General features: G+C 63.8%; 18 protein-coding genes. 4 read left to right on the top strand and 14 right to left on the bottom strand.

The annotated features are described in order from the left end of the window. Nucleotides 1-40 precede the first annotated feature (40 nt). The gene (locus tag ACSQ84_RS00705) at nt 41-817 is read left to right on the top strand and encodes an SDR family oxidoreductase (RefSeq protein WP_436209729.1); all 777 of its coding nucleotides are present in this window, start codon (nt 41-43) and stop codon (nt 815-817) included. A 169-nt stretch (nt 818-986) separates the two neighbouring features. On the opposite strand, the gene ACSQ84_RS00700 is transcribed toward ACSQ84_RS00705, so the two are convergent. Further along, entirely contained in the window at nt 987-1,838 is an 852-nt protein-coding gene (locus tag ACSQ84_RS00700; protein WP_436209728.1) for an alpha/beta hydrolase, read from the bottom strand. 52 nt (nt 1,839-1,890) lie between these two features. Between ACSQ84_RS00700 and ACSQ84_RS00695 the strand changes: the two genes are divergently transcribed. The 3 genes from ACSQ84_RS00695 to ACSQ84_RS00685 are packed head-to-tail and all read left to right on the top strand — an operon-like array spanning nt 1,891 to nt 5,318. Next, complete coding sequence (locus ACSQ84_RS00695; RefSeq protein ID WP_436209727.1) at nt 1,891-3,357, top strand: amidase; 1,467 nt, start codon at nt 1,891-1,893, stop codon at nt 3,355-3,357. Nucleotides 3,358-3,410: 53 nt separating this feature from the next. Continuing rightward, a complete protein-coding gene (locus ACSQ84_RS00690) occupies nt 3,411-4,076 on the top strand; it encodes a sulfite oxidase-like oxidoreductase (protein WP_436209726.1) in 666 nt (221 codons plus the stop codon). A 24-nt stretch (nt 4,077-4,100) separates the two neighbouring features. Continuing rightward, a complete protein-coding gene (locus tag ACSQ84_RS00685) occupies nt 4,101-5,318 on the top strand; it encodes a bifunctional alpha/beta hydrolase/OsmC family protein (protein WP_436209725.1) in 1,218 nt (405 codons plus the stop codon). 154 nt (nt 5,319-5,472) lie between these two features. Here the strand turns inward: ACSQ84_RS00685 and ACSQ84_RS00680 are convergent, their stop codons facing one another. The 13 genes from ACSQ84_RS00680 to ACSQ84_RS00620 all read right to left on the bottom strand — a co-directional run bounded on the left by ACSQ84_RS00680 (nt 5,473) and on the right by ACSQ84_RS00620 (nt 18,092). Beyond that, nucleotides 5,473-6,531, bottom strand: coding sequence for a YeeE/YedE family protein (locus ACSQ84_RS00680; protein ID WP_436209724.1), 1,059 nt, complete (start codon nt 6,529-6,531; stop codon nt 5,473-5,475). A 225-nt stretch (nt 6,532-6,756) separates the two neighbouring features. Next, nucleotides 6,757-7,779: a quinone oxidoreductase family protein gene (locus tag ACSQ84_RS00675; RefSeq protein ID WP_436209723.1), complete on the bottom strand. Its 1,023-nt coding sequence runs from the start codon at nt 7,777-7,779 to the stop codon at nt 6,757-6,759. 48 nt (nt 7,780-7,827) lie between these two features. Continuing rightward, complete coding sequence (gene paaK, locus ACSQ84_RS00670) at nt 7,828-9,159, bottom strand: phenylacetate--CoA ligase PaaK (protein WP_436209722.1); 1,332 nt, start codon at nt 9,157-9,159, stop codon at nt 7,828-7,830. A 27-nt stretch (nt 9,160-9,186) separates the two neighbouring features. After that, nucleotides 9,187-9,639: a hydroxyphenylacetyl-CoA thioesterase PaaI gene (gene paaI / locus ACSQ84_RS00665; protein ID WP_436209721.1), complete on the bottom strand. Its 453-nt coding sequence runs from the start codon at nt 9,637-9,639 to the stop codon at nt 9,187-9,189. Nucleotides 9,640-9,855: 216 nt separating this feature from the next. Next, nucleotides 9,856-10,935 carry a 1,2-phenylacetyl-CoA epoxidase subunit PaaE gene (paaE, locus tag ACSQ84_RS00660; RefSeq protein ID WP_436209720.1) on the bottom strand — a complete coding sequence of 360 codons (1,080 nt, stop codon included), beginning with the start codon at nt 10,933-10,935 and terminating at the stop codon, nt 9,856-9,858. A gap of 2 nt (nt 10,936-10,937) precedes the next feature. Next, on the bottom strand, nt 10,938-11,441 hold the full coding sequence (gene paaD, locus ACSQ84_RS00655) for a 1,2-phenylacetyl-CoA epoxidase subunit PaaD (protein WP_436209719.1): 504 nt from the start codon (nt 11,439-11,441) through the stop codon (nt 10,938-10,940). Beyond that, a complete protein-coding gene (paaC, locus tag ACSQ84_RS00650) occupies nt 11,435-12,211 on the bottom strand; it encodes a 1,2-phenylacetyl-CoA epoxidase subunit PaaC (RefSeq protein WP_436209718.1) in 777 nt (258 codons plus the stop codon). Before paaC ends, paaD begins: the two co-directional genes overlap by 7 nt. 206 nt (nt 12,212-12,417) lie before the next feature. Beyond that, on the bottom strand, nt 12,418-12,705 hold the full coding sequence (paaB, locus tag ACSQ84_RS00645; protein WP_192737264.1) for a 1,2-phenylacetyl-CoA epoxidase subunit PaaB: 288 nt from the start codon (nt 12,703-12,705) through the stop codon (nt 12,418-12,420). 10 nt (nt 12,706-12,715) lie between these two features. Continuing rightward, nucleotides 12,716-13,708, bottom strand: a complete 993-nt coding sequence (gene paaA, locus ACSQ84_RS00640) for a 1,2-phenylacetyl-CoA epoxidase subunit PaaA (RefSeq protein WP_436209717.1) — start codon at nt 13,706-13,708, stop codon at nt 12,716-12,718. Between the two features lie 74 nt (nt 13,709-13,782). Next, nucleotides 13,783-14,652 carry a phenylacetic acid degradation operon negative regulatory protein PaaX gene (gene paaX, locus ACSQ84_RS00635; protein ID WP_436209716.1) on the bottom strand — a complete coding sequence of 290 codons (870 nt, stop codon included), beginning with the start codon at nt 14,650-14,652 and terminating at the stop codon, nt 13,783-13,785. Nucleotides 14,653-15,141: 489 nt separating this feature from the next. Continuing rightward, nucleotides 15,142-15,912: an alpha/beta fold hydrolase gene (locus ACSQ84_RS00630; protein WP_436209715.1), complete on the bottom strand. Its 771-nt coding sequence runs from the start codon at nt 15,910-15,912 to the stop codon at nt 15,142-15,144. Nucleotides 15,913-16,095: 183 nt separating this feature from the next. Then, a complete protein-coding gene (locus tag ACSQ84_RS00625) occupies nt 16,096-17,382 on the bottom strand; it encodes a DUF445 domain-containing protein (RefSeq protein WP_436209714.1) in 1,287 nt (428 codons plus the stop codon). 233 nt (nt 17,383-17,615) lie between these two features. Beyond that, nucleotides 17,616-18,092: a phasin gene (locus tag ACSQ84_RS00620; protein ID WP_436209713.1), complete on the bottom strand. Its 477-nt coding sequence runs from the start codon at nt 18,090-18,092 to the stop codon at nt 17,616-17,618. Nucleotides 18,093-18,257: the final 165 nt, after the last annotated feature.

The raw sequence follows: 18,257 nt of genomic DNA, 5'->3' as shown, positions 1-18,257 counted from the left end.
ACACATCCACCCGATATCTCCTCCTGAAGCGAGAACTCCCATGGATCTGCATTTGCGCGGCAAGCGCGTCCTGATCACCGGCGCCTCCAAAGGCATTGGCGCCGCCGCGGCCGAAGCCTTCGCCGAGGAAGGCTGCGACATCCGCCTCGCCGCCCGCAACGGCGAGCAATTGAAGGCGCTCGCCGACCGGCTGCGCTCGGCGCACCAGATCGACGCCACGACGCACGTCGTCGACCTGCGCAAACCGGAGGATTTGGCAAAGCTGGCAAACGATGCCTCCGACATCGACATCCTCGTCAACAATGCCGGCGATATCCCGGGCGGCTCGATCGACAAGATCGACGAGGCGACTTGGCGTCACGCCTGGGAACTGAAAGTGTTCGGCTACATCAACCTCACCCGCGCGGTCTACGCGCAGATGAAGGCCCGCGGCCACGGCGTCATCGTCAACGATATCGGTGCCGCCGGTGAAAAATTCGACGCCAATTATATCTGCGGCAGCGCCGGCAACGCCGCGCTGATGGCGTTTACCCGCGCGCTCGGCGGCAAAAGCCTCGCCGATAATATCCGGGTGGTCGGCATCAATCCCGGCCCTGTCGGTACCGACCGCCACGTCACGCTGCTCAAGACGCGCGCCAAAAGCCAGTTCGGCGACGAGAACCGCTACAAGGAATTCCAGAAAGGCCTGCCGCTCGGCCGCCCCGCCCATGCGCGCGAAATCGGCGACCTGATGGCGTTCCTGGCGTCGGATCGTTCAGGGTATACGTCGGGCGTGATTTATACGGTGGATGGTGGGATCAGTGCGGGGTGGGGGTAGGCGCGATCAACACAAGAGCGCCACCGCAAACTCCGACGTCATCCTGAGGTGCGCGCTCTTGCGCGCCTCGAAGGATGGGCAGCGGCACCTGTTGCGGTCATCCTTCGAGGCTCGCCGAAGAGGCTCGCACCTCCAGCGACAACGGCAAAGCCGTTGCGCGGGGATGACGTCAGCCCGCTGTCCGCTCAAACAACTGCCGGATCAGCGTCGTGATCCTTCCCTTCGGCGCCATCATCTCGTGCATGATTGAAAAATGATCGGCGCCGGGAATCTCTTCATAGGTCACCGGCAATCCGTATCTGGCGCGGTGGGCAGCGAAGTCGGCGGTCTGCTTGCGCAGCAGCGGCAGCTCGGCGCTGCCGACCACCAGCGACAGCGGTTTGAGCGGACCGCCCGGCTGCTTCACCGGCGAGTTGCGGAGCGAGACAGCTTCATCGGCTTGCAGTTTCTCGTTGAGATAGCTGTGCCTGACAGGCTCGAGATCGTAGATGCCTGAGATCGCCATCCCCGCCCGCACCTTCGGATGCGACAGCGCCATCGAAGTAAGATGGCCGCCGGCGGACCAGCCGGATACCACGATGTCATCGCCGGCCGCGCCCAGCGCGGGCAATTGCCCGGCGAGAAAATCGATGCCGGAATGGATTTCGGCGACGATCTCGTCGAGCGTCGCATCAGGTGCCAGCGTATAGCCGATCAGCGCCACATTGATGGCATGCGCCATCGGTCCCTCCGCGAACACGGTGAACACTTCCTTGGCGCGGGCCTGCCAATAGCCGCCGTGGATGAACAGCAGCGTCGGCGCCTTGTCGGCGGCTTTCAAAAAATCGATCCGGTTGCGTTCGCGCGGGCCGTAGCGGAGGTCGAGCTGGCCGGGGTGACGCTTGCGCATCTCGCCGGAGCGTTGTTCCCAGCCGGCAACCATCGCCATGCTCCCGGGCACCGCGACGCCGTTATTTAGGCCGCGGTCGCGGTCCTGCTGGCTCATCGCGCGCCAATCCAGCGTAGAGAACAATTCCGGCATTCCAAATCTCCAGTGCAGCCACGACGTGGACGCGTTTCCACTTTGCCAAGAAATGTTCTACAGCACCATTCACGAGCAAGAAACCACGGAGAGCAAAGTGGCTGATCAGGGGCTGGTGCGAGAGACGGCGTGTGCCATCGTCGACAAATTGAGGGCGGGCGACGTCACCCCGCTGGATCTGCTCGACGTGCTGGAAAAGCGTATCGCCGAAGTTGATGGCCCCGTCAACGCGCTGCCGACGCTGTGTTTCGACCGTGCCCGCGACCGCGCCAGGGCGCTGATGAAGAAGCCGGTCGGCGAGCGCGGCCTGCTCGCGGGCCTGCCGATCCCGATCAAGGACCTCACCGCCGTCGAGGGCGTGCTGACCACGCAGGGTTCGCCGATCTACAGGAACAACATTCCGGCGAAATCGGACATTCTGGTCGAGCATCTCGAAAACAATGGCGGCGTGATCTACGCCAAGTCTAACACGCCGGAATTCGGCGCCGGCGCCAACACCTTCAACGAAGTGTTCGGACCGACGCGCAATCCCTGGGACACCTCGCGCTCCGCCGCCGGCTCCTCGGGCGGAGCGGCGGCAGCGCTTGCCACCGGCACCGCCTGGCTCGCCCACGGCTCCGACATGGGCGGTAGCTTACGCAATCCCGCGAGCTTCTGCGGCGTCGTCGGCTTAAGGCCAAGCATCGGCCGCGTCGCACATTCGCTGGTGGCCGCGGTCGACCGCAACCTCGGCGTCCAGGGCCCGATGGCGCGCAACGTCGAGGACGTCGCACTGCTGCTCGATGCCATGAGCGGCGAGCATCCCGGCGATCCCCTGTCGCTGCCCGTGCTGCCGAATTCGTTCCTGTCCGCCGTGCGCGCAGGAGCCAAGCCGAAGCGCATCGCCTATTCACCCGACCTCGGCATCACGCCTGTCGATCCCGAGGTCGCCGCCATCACCCGCAAGGCTGCGCAGCGTTTCGCCGAGCTGGGTGTCATCGTCGAGGAAGCCCACCCGGATTTGCGCGAAGCCCACGAATGTTTCCACGTGCTGCGCGCGTTCGACTTCGCGCTGAGCAAGGCGCAGCTGCTGCGCACCCAGCGCGACCAGCTCAAGCCCGAAGTGATCTGGAATATCGAGGAAGGCCTCAAGCTGACGGTTGAGCAGATCGAACGCGCCGAAGCGCAGCGCGTCGCCATGACCCAGCGCACGCTGGAATTCTTCGATAAGTACGACCTCTTGCTGGCGCCCGCGACGATCGTGGCGCCGTTCCCGATCGAGAACCGCTATGTCGCCGAATGCGCCGGCAAACAGTTCGACAATTATGTCGAATGGCTCGGCATCGTCTACGCGATCACGCTGGTGTGCTGCCCGGCGCTGTCGCTGCCGTGCGGCTTTACGGCGTCGGGCCTGCCGGTCGGACTGCAAATGGTGGCCCCGCCGCGCGGTGAAGCCAAACTTCTTGCCGGCGCCAAGGCGCTGGAAGATATTCTGGGTGTACGCGGCAGCACGCCGATCGAGCCGCGCGCGCCGAAGTAACGCATTCCGTCACCTCAAATCGTTGGATACATCGTCACGAATGAGGTCCTGACATGAGCGACGACCAGGAGCCGCCGCCGGAGAGCAAGCTGACGCGCAGCAAGGAGCGCTGGGCGCGCGAGGGCAAATTCCTCACCGGCAAAGTTGCTCGTCCCGAGGATCAGCGGCTGCCGCCGGGCCAGCATCTGACGCGCGACTGGCCGGTGCTCGACCTCGGGCTGACGCCGAACATTTCGCGCGAGCGCTGGCGGCTCGACGTCTATGGCGCGGTCGAAAATCCGATCTACTGGAATTTTGCGCAATTCACCGCGCAGCCGCAGACGCAGTTCGTCTCCGACATTCACTGCGTCACCACCTGGTCGCGCTACGACAATCAATGGGAGGGGCTTGCGACCCGCGACCTCCTGATGGCCTGCCGTCCGCGCGACGCGGCGCGGTTCGTGGTGCTGCATTCGCACGACGGCTACACCACCAATCTTGCGTTGGAAGATTTCGCCGCTGGCGACGCCCTGCTCGCCCATAGCTGGTCCGGTAAGCCGTTGGAGCAGGACCATGGCGGCCCGGTGCGGCTGGTGGTGCCGCATCTGTATTTCTGGAAGAGCGCCAAATGGCTGCAGAGCATCGAATTCCTCGACAAGGATGCGCCGGGCTATTGGGAAGTCCGCGGCTACCACAACCGCGGCGACCCCTGGGCCGAACAACGCTATGATAGCGACTAACGAGTCACGATAGGGAGAACGCCCGTGCCGACCGAACGCTTTCAATTCACCGGCGAAGGCGGCCATCAGCTTGCCGCGGCGCTGGACAAGCCCGATGGCGCGATCCAGGCCTATGCGCTGTTTGCGCACTGCTTTACCTGCGGCAAGGACGTGCTGGCGGCCAAACGCATCGCGACCGCGCTGACGGCGCGAGGCATCGCGGTGCTGCGGTTCGACTTCACCGGGCTAGGTTCGAGTGAAGGCGATTTCGCAAATTCCACCTTTACATCGAATGTCGCCGATCTCGTCCACGCCGCCGATCATTTGCGCGAAACCCGAACAGCGCCCACGATCCTGATCGGCCATAGCCTCGGTGGTGCTGCAATCCTTGCCGCCGCCAGCCAAATCCCGGATGCCAAAGCGGTCGTGACCATCGCCGCGCCCTCCGATCCCGGCCACGTCACGCATTTCTTCAAGGATCGCATCGAGGATATCCGCGCGCAAGGCAAGGTCGAGGTTCAGCTCGCCGGCCGGCCGTTCCATATCAAGCGCGAATTCCTCGACGACATCGCCGGACACGGCCTGATGGCGCATGTCGCCAAGCTGCACAAGGCGCTGCTGATCATGCACTCGCCGACCGACGACACCGTCGGAATCGACAACGCCACGAACATTTTTATAGCGGCAAAACATCCCAAGAGCTTCGTGTCGCTGGCGGGCGCCGATCATCTGCTCAGCAGCAAGCGCGATTCCACTTACGTAGCCGACGTCATTGCCGCCTGGGCCGAACGCTATGTCGAGCCGCTTCAGGCGGCACCGACCGCCGAACTCGTGCCGCGAAACGTCGTGGTGCGCGAGACCCGCGCCGGCAAATTCCAGCAGACCGTCACCACCGGCGCGCATCAGATGCTGGCCGATGAACCCGTTGCCGCCGGCGGCCAGGACTCCGGGCCAGGACCATATGATTTCGTGCTGGCAGGTTTGGGCGCCTGCACCTCAATGACGATGCGGATGTATGCCGACCGCAAATCGCTGCCGCTGGATCGCGTCACGGTGACGCTGAAGCACAGCAAGATCCATGCGGAAGATTGCGTCGAATGCGAGACCCGCGTCGGCATGCTCGACCAGATCGACCGGCTGATCTCGATCGAGGGCGCGCTCGATGCCGACCAGCGCAAGCGGCTGATGGAGATCGCCGACAAGTGCCCGGTGCACCGGACGCTGACGTCGGAGGTGCGCATCGTGACCAAGGCTGCGGAGTGATTTGCTTACCTCGCCCCGCTTGCGGGGAGAGGTCGGATCGCCCTTGCGATCCGGGTGAGGGGGTACAGGTCGATCAACTTGCACCAATCGCGCGGATAGAGCCCCTCACCCCGACCCTCTCCCCGCAAGCGCGGGGCGAGGGAGAAGTAAAGTATTAGGCCGTCGCGAGCGGACGAACGCGGAGCGCGCCGCGCAGACCGATGGCGGTGCCGGCCATGATGCTGGCGACCGCAATCAACGAAGCCAGCGCCAGCGTCGAAAATCCCGTCAGGCCCTGCCCGATCGAGCAACCGAATGCCATCACGCCGCCGGCGCCCATCAGCGCCGCGCCGCCGGCCGAGCGCAGCATGTGACGGGGCGATTGAAAGCCCTCGAGGTGAAAACGCCCGGTCGCCAGCGCGGTGATGAGGCTGCCGGCGAGCACGCCGCCGACAGTGGCGATGCCGAAATTCAGCGTCGAGCCCGTCGACAGCATGACATATTGCAAGGCATCGCCGATCGGCGCGACGAAGGTGAGCGACACCACCGGCGCCGGATTGAAATCGTCGGCGCCGAGATAGCCGCTGGCGAACCAGCCGCCCGCGACCAGAAGACCGATCACAACACCGGCGGCGACCTGGCCTGATGATTTGCGGAACGGCGCATACGCAAAGGCGAAGATGATCAGCGCGGCGCTGACGGCGGACGCCGCCAGCATGCGCGCCGTGATTTCACTGAGGCCGAACGCCGACAACAGCGCCGGCACCGAATTCACCGAAGTCGTGGTCTGCGAGGCCTGCACCATGGCGATGCGCGCCGGCGCAATCAGGCCCTTCAGCGTCATCATCGCAAAAATGCCGAGCACGATCACCACCACGAAGGAACGCAGATTGCCGCGCCCGAGCAGCACCAGCGCGCGCGAGCCGCAGCCGTTCGACAGCACCATGCCGTAGCCGAACAACAGCCCGCCAAAAAACATCAGCGGCACCGAGAATGACGGTTGCAGATAGATCGACTTGCCGAGGTCGACGAGGCCCGCCGCCGCCAGCAATTGCGTCGACGCCACCGCCACGCCGATCGCCAGCGCATAGGTGCGGACCAGGCGGCCGTCGCCTTCCGCCCACCAGCCGCGCAGGCTCGAGAGCATGCAAAACCCGCTCAACAGGCCGACCGCGCCGTAGACGAGGCCGATCAAAAGTCCACTCAAGACAATAATGTTCGCAGCGCCCTGCACGGCATTTTCCTCAAGCGTTCGGCGATATCAGCCGCGACAGCATAAATATGCTACGGATTTCACCCTGCTATAGCGGCGCATGCATGGGGGCGTCCACGGCAGCGGCGAACAAAGAATGAAGCTTTCGCGCAGCGCGACGACGAGAGAATAAAGCAACCGACTCCAACCGGAATGCGAAGGGTTTCGTTCCCGCTGCAACGAGGAAAAAGTTCTGTCGGGGAGGACTTACGCCGGCCGCAGGATCACGCGGTCGCGCGACGAACCGGCCACCGCTGTCAAGGCGGCTTTGGCCTGTTCCAGCGGATAGATCGCACTCTCTTTGATCGGGAACGGCTTCAGGTGACCGCTGGCAAAGCCGGGGCCGATTTCCCTGAGCACCGCGCCGGTTGCGATCGACGACAAGCCGAGCGTATCGATGCCGACATACGTGTGCTGGCCGCGATAGAACGCCAGGATGTCGAACTGCACGATGCGGTCGACCGCCGCGATCAGGATCTGGCGTCCGCGCAGCGCCAGCGATTGATGCGCCGCCTGGAAATAGGGATCGCCGACGGTGTTGAAGACGATGTCGGCGCCCTTGCCGTCCGTGAGTTCGCGCACGCGTGCCGCGACGTCGGTCACCGACGCATCGATCACCTCGACCTTCGAATGGCTGTGGCCCTCATAGGGCTCGCTCCGGCGCACCACGCCGATCACCCGCGCGCCGTGCCAGCTCGCGATCTGCACCGCCGCCTGCCCGACCTTGCCGTTGACGCCCATGACCAGCACGGTGTCGCCGGCTGTTGGAATTCCGGCGCGGCGCAGGCCTTCCATCGCCGTCACGAAGGGAACGCCGATGCCGGCGGCCTCCTCCCATGAAATGCCTTTGGGTTTCTCAACGACCGCATCGGCTTCGACCACGAGATGCGTGGCATGGCTGCCGTCGCGGCGGATGCCGAGGTCGCCGGACGAGCCGAACACTTCGCGTCCGATGGACCCCGCCGGGCCGTCGATGACAATGCCGGCATAGTCGCGGCCCGGCGTGCGTGGAAACACCGCGTAGGGCATCAGGCCGGTGGCGGCCTTGACGTCAGACGGATTGACGGCGGCAGCCTTGACCTCGATCAGCAGTTCGTTCGCGGCGCGGGATAGTGCATGGGTTTCGATCACAGGTGCGAGCGAGGTGGCATCGGCGACCTTCGCCTGAAGGCGAACGCAGCGGGCGTTGATCGAAACGTGCTCGCTATCTGGCTTTCCGGCAACCGGCATCAATTAAAATCCTGATCTCGCGCGAGTTCGCGCCGCGCGAGTCAGCAGTTACCCTTTCGGGCGCTTGTCGTAAACACGTTTCGCCTTGCCGAGCGAACGTTCCAGCGTCTCGGGAGCCACGGCCTTGATGCGGGCGGTGATGCCTATGGTGTTCTTGATGAAGGTTGCGACTTTTTCCGTATGCGCGGTCAGGCCGCTGCCGTCCCAATGCTCGGGGCGGGCTTCCGCCAGCACGGTCATTTCGTCCATGCGGCCATCGCGCGTCAGTTCGATGATGAAGTGGCCGCCGCACCAGTCGGTCGCCAGCAGCGCCTCCTCGATCTGGGTCGGGAATACGTTGACCCCGCGCAGGATGATCATGTCGTCGGAACGTCCGGTAACTTTCTCCATCCGCCGCATGCCCGGCCGCGCGGTGCCCGGCAGCAGCCGCGTCAGGTCGCGGGTGCGGTAGCGGATGATCGGAAACGCCTCTTTGGTCAGCGAGGTGAACACCAGTTCGCCCTTTCCGCCATCCGGCAGCACCGCGCCGGTCTCGGGATCGATCACTTCGGGATAAAAATGGTCCTCCCAGATATGCAGGCCGTCCTTGGTCTCCACGCATTCCTGCGCGACGCCGGGGCCGATCACTTCGGACAGGCCGTAAATGTCGGTCGCGTCCATGTCGAAGGTCTGCTCGATCTCGGCACGCATCGCGTTGGTCCAGGGTTCGGCGCCGAAGATGCCGAACTTCAGCGAGGATTTTCGCGGGTCCAGCCCCTGCTTCCTGAATTCGTCCGATATCGCCAGCATGTAGCTCGGCGTCACCGTGATGATGTCGGGTTTGAAATCGTTGATCAGCTGCACCTGCCGTTCGGTCATGCCGCCGGACACCGGCACCACCGTGCAGCCGAGCTTTTCGGCGCCGTAATGCGCGCCAAGCCCGCCGGTGAACAGGCCATAGCCATAGGCGTTGTGCATGATCATGCCGGTGCGGCCGCCGGCGGCGCGGATCGAGCGCGCCATCACATCAGCCCAGACATCGATATCGGCCTGGGTGTAGCCGACCACGATCGGCTTGCCGGTCGTGCCTGAAGACGCATGGACGCGCACCATTTTCTCGCGCGGCACCGCGAACATGTTGAACGGGTAATTGTCGCGCAGGTCGGTTTTCACCGTGAACGGAAATCTGGCGAGATCGGAAAGCTGCTTGAAATCGCCGGGGTGCACGCCGGCCTTGTCAAACGCCTTCTTGTAATGGGCGACGTTGTCGTAGGCATGCGCCAGCGACCAGGCGAGCCGCTTGGTCTGCAACGCCACGATCTCGTCGCGGGAGGCGCGCTCCGCTGCGTCCATTTCGGCGCGGTACCCGCCCGCATTGGATTGAAGCTTGCTCGAAGCCATCGTGCGTTTCCTCAAAGGTCACTTTGTTTATTTGACCGTCGTATTAGGCAGCCACGCGCCGCCAATGGTGCGGGAATGCCCGCGAAACTCCGCGATGACAGCATCACCGGCGGTGACCTGCACATCGTAGATCCCCGACCTGCCGTTGCGCGAAATTTCCCGCGCGCTCGCCACCAGCACGTCGCCGAGCTTGCCGGGCCGGATGAAGGTGACATGGCACTGTGCCGCGACCGCGCGTTCGTTGTGCGTGTTGCAGGCAAAAGCAAAAGTGGAATCCGCCAGCGTAAAGATGAAGCCGCCATGGGCGATGCGCTGGCCGTTCACCATCTCCGGCCTGACCGTCATCGACAGCGTCGCCCGGCCCGGCCCGATCTCGACGATCGTCATGCCGAGCCCCTTGCTGGCGTCGTCCTCCTTCCACATCGCGTCCGCACAGGCGCGCGCGAGGTCGTCGGGCGAAAGCGTGGCATTGGCGTTCACTGCGGTCTCCCTGTCGTCGGGCCTGTTGCAACCGGCCTCTTTCGAATTCAGTCAGTCTTGGGCGAAGAGGTGTCAAACGCTCCCTCCGTCATTCCGGGATGCGCCTTCGGTCCGCAATTGCGGACCTGAGGCGCAGGCCCGGAATCCATTCATCTACGTAACCTGCCGCCTAATGGATTCCGGGCTCGTCGCTTCGCGCCGCCCCGGAATGACAAATCAAACATGATCGTAATCCACCACGACCCTGTCCGACACCGGCCGGGCCTGGCAGGTGAGGATGAATCCAGCCTTCAGCTCCCACGGCTCCAGCGAATAGTTCACCTCCATCTGCGCATCGCCCTCGACCAGCTTGGCGCGGCAAGTCGAGCACATGCCGCCCTTGCAGGCGAATGGCAGGTCCATGCCGGCACGCAGGGCGGCGTCGAGAATCGATTCATCCTCGGCCACCGGCACCTCGCGGCGCTTGCCGTCGATGACAAGCGACGCCATCGCTTTCGGCGGCGCCGATGCCTCGACGACCTTCCTGGCGCGCGGCTTGCCGCCGAATTCCGAGACGAAGCGCTCGACATGGATCCGATCCTCGGCGATGCCGATCTCGCGGCAGGTCGTTTCGATGTCCTCGCTCATGCCCAGGGGGCCGCAGATGAAGACGTGATCGATGCTGGCCGCCGGCACCAGCGAGCGCAGCAGCACGCGCACTTTATCGCCGTCGAGCCGGCCGTGCAGGATCGGAATATCCTGCTCCTCGCCGGAGATGACGTGGAACAGCGAGAAGCGCTGCAGGAAACGGTCCTTCAATTCTTCCAGCGCCTCGAGGAACATCATGCTCGATGTCGAGCGGTTGCCATAGAACAGGAAGAAGCGGCTGTTCGGCTCGCGCGTTAGCACGCCCTTCACAATCGACAGGATCGGCGTGATGCCAGAACCCGCGGCAAAGCCGGCATAGACCCGCGCCTCGTCAGGCGCATGCGCGACGCCGAAGCGGCCGGTCGGCGTCATCACGTCGAGTTCGTCGCCGGCTTTGAGTTCATCCTCAACCCAATTCGAAAACGCGCCGCCATCGACTTTTTTCACGGCAATCCGCAATTCGCCGTCATCGGGGCCGGAGCAGATCGAATAGGACCGGCGCACTTCCTCGCCATCCATGGTGGTGCGCAGGGTCAGGTATTGGCCGGGCGAAAAACTGTAATCGTTCGTCAACTCTGCGGGGATCGCAAAAGTCAGCGACACCGCGTCCGGCGCTTCGCGGCGCAAGTCGCTGACGGCGAGACGATGGAAGCGGGGTGTGAGGGACATGATCAATGACACTTGAAATAGTCGAACGGCTCGCGGCAGCTCTTGCAGCGCCACAGCGCCTTGCAGGAGGTCGAACCGAATTCGGACAACACTTCGGTATTCCCGGAGCCGCATTGCGGACAGGCCACCTGCTGTTCGCCGAACAACGCACGGCGCGAGCTTGAAGCCTGCGGCGGCGCGATGCCGTATTCCCTGAGCTTGCGGCGGCCGTCCTCGCTCATCCAGTCAGTGGTCCAGGCCGGCGACAGCACGGTGCGGATTTTGGGCCGTGCGATGCCGGCGCGCTCCAGCGCCAGTTCGATTTCGAGCGCGATCACGTTCATCGCGGGGCAGCCGGAATAGGTCGGCGTGATCGCGATTTCGACATGGCCGTCGCTGACCGCGACGTCACGCAGCACGCCGAGATCGGCGATCGTCAGCACCGGAATCTCGGGGTCGACCACTTGCGCGGCCGCACTCCAGGCGCGCCGGCGCAGATCGGCATCGCTGAGCATGACCTTCACCATGTCGCCCCCGGAAACGTGCGCGGCATCGACTGCAATTCGCTGAGGAGATGGCCGAGATGCTCGCTGTGCCGGCCGTCGCGTCCACCCCGCTGCATCCAGTTATTCTTCGGCAACGCCAGTGTCGCCTCGTTGACGACGCCGGACACTGTCTTGAGCCATGGCGCGTGCAGTTTGGCGGGATCGATCGCAATGCCCGCATCGATCAGGCCGCGCTCGCTGTCGTCGAGGTGAAACATCTCGCCGGTATAGGCCCAGAGGTCGTCAATCGCAGCCTGCGCGCGGCGGTGGCTTTCCTCGGTGCCGTCGCCGAGCCGCACCATCCATTCCGATGAATGCCTGATGTGATAAGCGCTTTCCTTCTCCGATTTCGCCGCGATCGCAGCCAGCGTCGGATCGGTCGATTGCATCATCGCGCGCCAATAGAGATCGGCGAAGGCCGCGTAGAAGAACTGCCGCACCATGGTGCGCGCGAAATCGCCGTTTGGCTGTTCCAGCAGCAACAGATTGCGGTACTGCCTGACGTCGCGCAGATAGGCGAACTTGTCCTCGTCGTTGCCCCGGCCTTCGACCTTGGCGGCGTAGGAATAAAGCTCGCGGGCCTGGCCGAGCAGGTCGAGGCCCATATTGGCGAGCGCCATGTCCTCTTCCAGCATCGGCGCATGACCGCACCATTCCGACAGCCGATGCCCGAGGATCAGCGCATCGTCGGCGCGCCGCAGGGTGTAGAGCACCAGCGGGGTTTCGGAGACGGAGATGGAGGCGACAGCCATTGAACGTCCCTTGCTAACTTGCTCCGACCTCATCCTGAGGAGCGCGCCGTTGCGCGCGTCTCGAAGGATGGGCCGCGAATTCATCCCTTGCCGCCATCCTTCGAGACGCTTGCTTCGCAAGCTCCTCAGGATGAGGTCTGCATTTTTCGCCTAAGCCTCATGGTTCGAGACGGCGCTGCGCGCCTCCTCACCATGAGGAACGAAAATCACATATGCCCGACTTCATCGGGCACGTCGTAAAACGTCGGGTGCCGGTAAATCTTCGATTCCGCGGGCTCGAACATCATGCCCTTTTCGGACGGATCGGACGCCGTGATCGCGTTCGACGGCACCACCCAGATCGAGAGGCCCTCGCCGCGGCGGGTGTAGATGTCGCGCGCGGCCTGCAGCGCCAGCGTGGTGTCGGCGGCGTGCAGCGAGCCGACATGCTTGTGCGCAAGCCCGTTGCGGCTGCGGATGAAGACTTCCCAGAGCGGCATGTTCGGTGTGGCCATGGTGATCTCCCTATTCCGCCGCTTGCGCGTGCTGGCGCTGCTTGCGCTTTTCGGCATAGGCCAGCGCCGCCTCGCGCACCCAGGCGCCGTCGTCATGCGCCTTGCGCCGCGCCGCCAGCCGGTCGCGATTGCAGGGGCCGTTGCCGGCCAGCACCTGATTGAACTCTTCCCAGTCGATCGGGCTGTATTCCCAGTTGCCGTTGGCATTTTGTTTCATGCCGGGATCAGGAATGGTGAGGCCCAGGAACTGCGCCTGCGGCACCGTGGCATCGACGAATTTCTGGCGCAGTTCGTCATTGGAAAAACGCTTGATCTTCCATTTGGTCGAGGTGTCCGAGTGCTGGCTCGCCTTGTCGGGCGGGCCGAACATCATCAGCACCGGCCACCACCAGCGATCGAGCGCGCTCTGCGCCATCGCCTTCTGCTCTTCAGAGCCCCTCGACAACGTCACCATGATCTCAAAACCCTGGCGCTGATGGAAGGATTCCTCCTTGCAGACGCGGATCATCGCGCGCGCGTACGGGCCATAGGAACAGCGGCACAGCGGAATCTGGTTCATGATCGCCGCGCCATCGACCAGCCAGCCGATCGCGCCGATGTCGGCCCAGGTCAGTGTCGGATAGTTGAAGATCGAGGAGTATTTTGCTTTCCCCGCCAGCATCAAATCGACCAGCTCTTCGCGCGAGGTGCCGAGCGTTTCGGCCGCGGCATAGAGATAAAGCCCGTGGCCGCATTCGTCCTGCACCTTCGCCAGCAGCGCCGCCTTGCGGCGCAGCGACGGCGCGCGGGTGATCCAGTTGCCCTCAGGGAGCATGCCGACGATTTCGGAATGGGCGTGCTGGGAAATCTGCCGCGTCAGCGTCTTGCGGTAGGCTGCCGGCATCCAGTCGTTGGGCTCAATGCGCTCGTCGGCATCGATGCGGGCCTGGAACTGGGCGGAGCGCGCGGCGTCCTCGATGTGGCTGTTATCGCCGTCGGACGTGTTGAGCGCCTGCGTGTACATGGCCGACCTCCCGTTTGTTCTTTCCTCCAACATATAACATAAAAATACAAATGCAAGTTATTTTTGTAACATGTTTACGTCTCGTCAAACCGCCGCGCCAATGCCCTGGCCGGCTTCGGCAACGGCCCATTTTCGTTGCTCGCATGCGCATCAAGCCATTGTTCCGATGCAGGAAGCAGCCCGCGATAGATCTCGCCGCAGAGCCGTCGCGCCGCCTGGCCCGGCCAGTTCCGCGGCAACAGCGGCGTCGGCAGCAAGGGGTCGCGCAGCACGACGCGGCGGTAATGGTGGATGAGGAGTATCCGCGCGGTGAAGGCATCGGTGTCGGATAGAATCTCGCCGCGGCCGAGCGAGGCGCGCAGCGGCTCGAAGGTTTTGATGAATTTCAGATAGGCGTCGGCGGTGCGCTGCAGCGGCCAGCTTTCGCTGAGCAGCCGCCGGCCGCTGTCGTCCTCGGCGGACACTTCCAGGCGGATCGCGCCCGCGGCTTCCTCCGGAACCGGCACACCTGAGGGCGCGACCCAAACCCCCGGCAGCGGACTGCCGAAGCCGGCATTCTTCAGCGCATCGCGCGAGGCGTCGCGATCCCCGCCGTTGCCGATCAAGAGCAGTTCAAACCGCCCGGTCCAGTCGGAGGGCGGCGGATCGTAGATGTGTTTGGTGGCGGTATCGAAGGTCTGCCGCCCCTTGTGGTCGAGCCGATAAAAGCTGTTGCGGCCGACCTTGTTGCGCTCGAGCCAGCCGTCGGCCGCGAGCCGCGACATCGCCGTGCGCACGACGCCGCTGTCGATATCCAGTGCCTGGAAAAACTCCAGCAGCGTGCCAAGCCACACCGAACCGCCGCGCGGCACGATGGCGTCGCCGAACACGGTGATGACGATCGATCCGGTGCGCGACGGTTCGCGCTTGAGCTGTTCGACAATGCGGGCGAGCGGCTGCGGCATGCGTCAAGGCATAGCGTGTTTTGCGGATTCACGGAAATGGCGGCAAGCGCGGGCCTCATGGTTCGAGACGCGCGCAAGAACGCGCTCCTCACCATGAGGGTTCGAGACGCGCTCAGTCTGCTCCCTCGCCCCGTTCTTCACGGGGAGAGGGTTGGGGTGAGGGGCTGCCTCGGCAAATTCGCAAGATATGAGTACGCGGTGAGGGCCCCTCACCCGGATTGCTTCCGCAATCCGACCTCTCCCCGCAAGAGCGGGGCGAGGTAAGCAAGCACCCTCACCGATCCGGATATGGCGGTGTTGTTGGCGATTAATGTAGAAGCGCGCGCTCAGTCTGCTCCCTCGCCCCGTTCTTCACGGGGAGAGGGTTGGGGTGAGGGGCTGCCTCGGCAAATTCGCAAGATATGAGTACGCGGTGAGGCCCCTCACCCGGATTGCTTCCGCAATCCGACCTCTCCCCGCAAGAGCGGGGCGAGGTAAGTATAAGTGCCCTTACCGATCCGGATTCGGATACACCATGCTGCGCCAGCCGCTGCGGTCGAACGGGGTCCATTTGCCTTCCGGCTGGGCCAGACGATCGGCGACCGCGTAAACCGCGGCGGGATGATGGCCCATGCCGCAATGGCTGCTCTCGACCTCGATGCTTTCAGAGGTCGCGGTGGTCTGCTCCATGCAGCCCTGCCAGGCGCAGATGCCGTCGGTACGGCTGAAGATCGCGGTGGTCGGCACCGGCGGCGTGCCCGCCAGCGATCCGCCGAACCGCGTATCCTCTTCGTCGGCGCGGCGGCCGCTCGCCATTTCATAGACGCGCCAGGCGTTGGTCGCCTTGGGGCCGGCCGCGAACGGGCTGCCGAGCGTGATCACCGAGCGCACCCGCTCCGGCATCATCTTGGCGAGCTGGCGGGCGTAGAGACCGCCGAGACTCCAGCCGACGAGGCTGACTTTTCGGCCATGCGTGTCGTTCAATTCGTGGACCAGATCGACCATCGCGTGCTGCACGCCCTGGCGCAGGCCAAGATTACGGCCCTGGCGCCAGCCGCTGACGGCATAGCCCCGGCTTTTCAGAAAGCTGCGCAGCGGGCGCGTCGAAGTGTCGGAAGCGACAAGCCCGGGCAATACCAGTACCGGATGCCCGTCGCCTCGCGGCGCCAGACTCAGCAGCGGCAACGCCCCGAGGAAAGCGCCCAATTCGGAAATCGCGCGCCCCTCCAGAAACATCAGGGTTCTGGACGGCGGACGAAGCGACTGCGTAGCAACGGACATCATATCTCCTTCTCGGGCCGGCCCCTTACGTCTCGGCAGCCAGCCCAGGGTTCGATGGAATGCGCACCTGGTAGAATCGTTCCGCAACGCAACATTGTTTCTAAAAAGCTAAGGAACCGGATTTCTTCTTTCAACGGCCACTTCACACTTGTGACAACTAAAAGCGCTGACGTGATTAATTAGTCACACGAGCCGGAGCAGGTATTCGAGCGTGTAAAGCACCAATCCTGCAAGCCCGCCGATCAGCGAGCCGTTGAAGCGGATGTACTGCAGGTCGCGGCCGATGTTGATTTCGATCAGCGCAATCAACTGCCCCATGTCCCAGGATTTGACCTGATCGGAGATGAAGGTCGAGACGCCGCTCTTCTGTTCGGCGACCACGCTGCGCAGCACGGCCACCAGGCCCTGGTTGATTTCGGCGCGCATCTCGGCGTCGGCCGCCAGCGCCTCGCCGGCCGTTACGAACATCCGCACGAGATATTGCTCCAGCACCTGCGTCTCGCCTGACGCGCTGCGCTCGAAGAAGGAGCGCGCATTCTCCCAGATGTGGCGCGCGAGGCTGGTCAATTCGGGGCGCGCCAAAAGATCGCGCTTCAGCCCCTGGATGCGCTCGGCGTAGGCCGGATCGGTGCCGAGCCGATCGACGAAGGTCAGCACCATACGATCGAACTCGTCGCGGAACGGATGTTTGGGATCGTTCCGGACTTCCTCGAAGAAAGCGCTGGCGGACGCCACGATCTTGTTCACCAGAAACTTGTCCGCGCGATAAAGTTTTAAAAGCGTCGGCAATTCGGCGCGGATCTTTTCGCGAATCATCGCCATGGTTTCGGCCTGCGTCATGGTCTGATGCACACCGCGCAGAAGATCATCGAGCAAGCCCTGATGGCGGCCCTCCTTCACGAAGGCGCGCAGCGTGCCGGCGGCGAGCGGCGCCAGATCGATCGACATCAATTGCGCGGTGATGCGGCGGCTGACAAAAGTCATCAGCCCGGAATTCTCCGTCGCGGCCACCGCTTCCGGCAACAGCCGCAACGCAAAGCGCGCGAGATCCTCGCTGCGCTTGCGGTCGCGCAGCCAGTCGGCGATGAACGCGCCGAAATCGATCTGGCGCAGTTTGGCTTCAACCGGAGCCGCCTCGAGGAAATGCACCTCAATGAATTCGCCGAGCTTGTCGGCGATGCGGTGCTGGTTGCTCTGGATGATCGCGGTGTGCGGGATCGGCAGTCCCAACGGCCGGCGAAACAAGGCAACAACCGCGTACCAGTCGGCGAGGCCGCCGATGGTAGCGGCCTCCGCAAAGGCCGCGACGAAGCCGAACGCGGGGTGGATCGGCAACAGCGCCCTGGTTGCAATGAAGATCGCAAACGTCGCCGCCAGCACCAGCGTCGCCAGCAGCTTGACGCGGCGCAATTCCGCGGCGCGCTGCGCGTCGGCAGGCGTGTCGATGACGAAGCTGGCGGGGATGGGCATGGCGGCTTTCGAATTGAAGGCTGCTCTTATATAAGTACCACACACACGGACGTCATCCTGAGGTGCGCGCACTTCCTTGCGCGCCTCGAAGGATGGCCGCAGGCGCCGTCGCCCGTGGCCATCCTTCGAGGCTCGCCGAAGACGGCTCGCACCTCAGGATGACGGCGGCGCTTCAGCCAAAAAGAAGGCCCGCCTAAAGCGGGCCTTCCAAAACGGCAGTTGGCAGATCGCGATCAGGCGGTCTTGCTGTAGACCTTGGAGAAGTTGTCCTGAGCGGTCTTGGCGCTGTCGGCGACGAGCTTGCCGAGATACTCGGTGGTGGCCTTTGCCCGCGAGACGAACACTTCGCCACGCGCACGGACCATGTCCGACTGGATCTGGGCGGCTTCGCTCAGCGACTTGGCCGAAGCGAGCTTGTCGATGCCGGCGAAGAACGCTTCCGCGTCCTGATAGAACGCCTGCTGGATGGTGCGGCTGATCTTGGCGGCCTCGGAAACCGAACCGGCAACGGCGGTCTCGATGGCGGCGGTCACCTTCTCGGAGCCGGCATGCATGTCGGCGGCGCGAACCTTGGCGGTCTCGGCCTGCTTCTTCACGAACTCACGGGCGGCTTCCGGAACTTCGAGGTTCTGGAGCTTGGTGAACGCCTCGGTGACGGGCGCGAAGGCTTCCTTGACGGTGTTCAGCACGGAATTGGTTTCGGTGGTCATTGGGGTCTCTCCATCCTCAGGTTTGAGCTATGGGCTCACCCCGTCCGGAATGGCCCGGGGCGAGATCGTTGTGCCATAGTTAATGTTGCGACGCAACATCGATGTTGCACCGCGACATCACAAACTCGTGATAAGCCTTAACGGCAGGCGGTTTGCCTAGGGAAA

Source organism: Bradyrhizobium sp. LjRoot220 (assembly GCF_964252915.1).
Taxonomy (GTDB): Bacteria; Pseudomonadota; Alphaproteobacteria; order Rhizobiales; family Xanthobacteraceae; genus Bradyrhizobium.
This window is presented reverse-complemented; position numbering and strand designations above follow the sequence as displayed.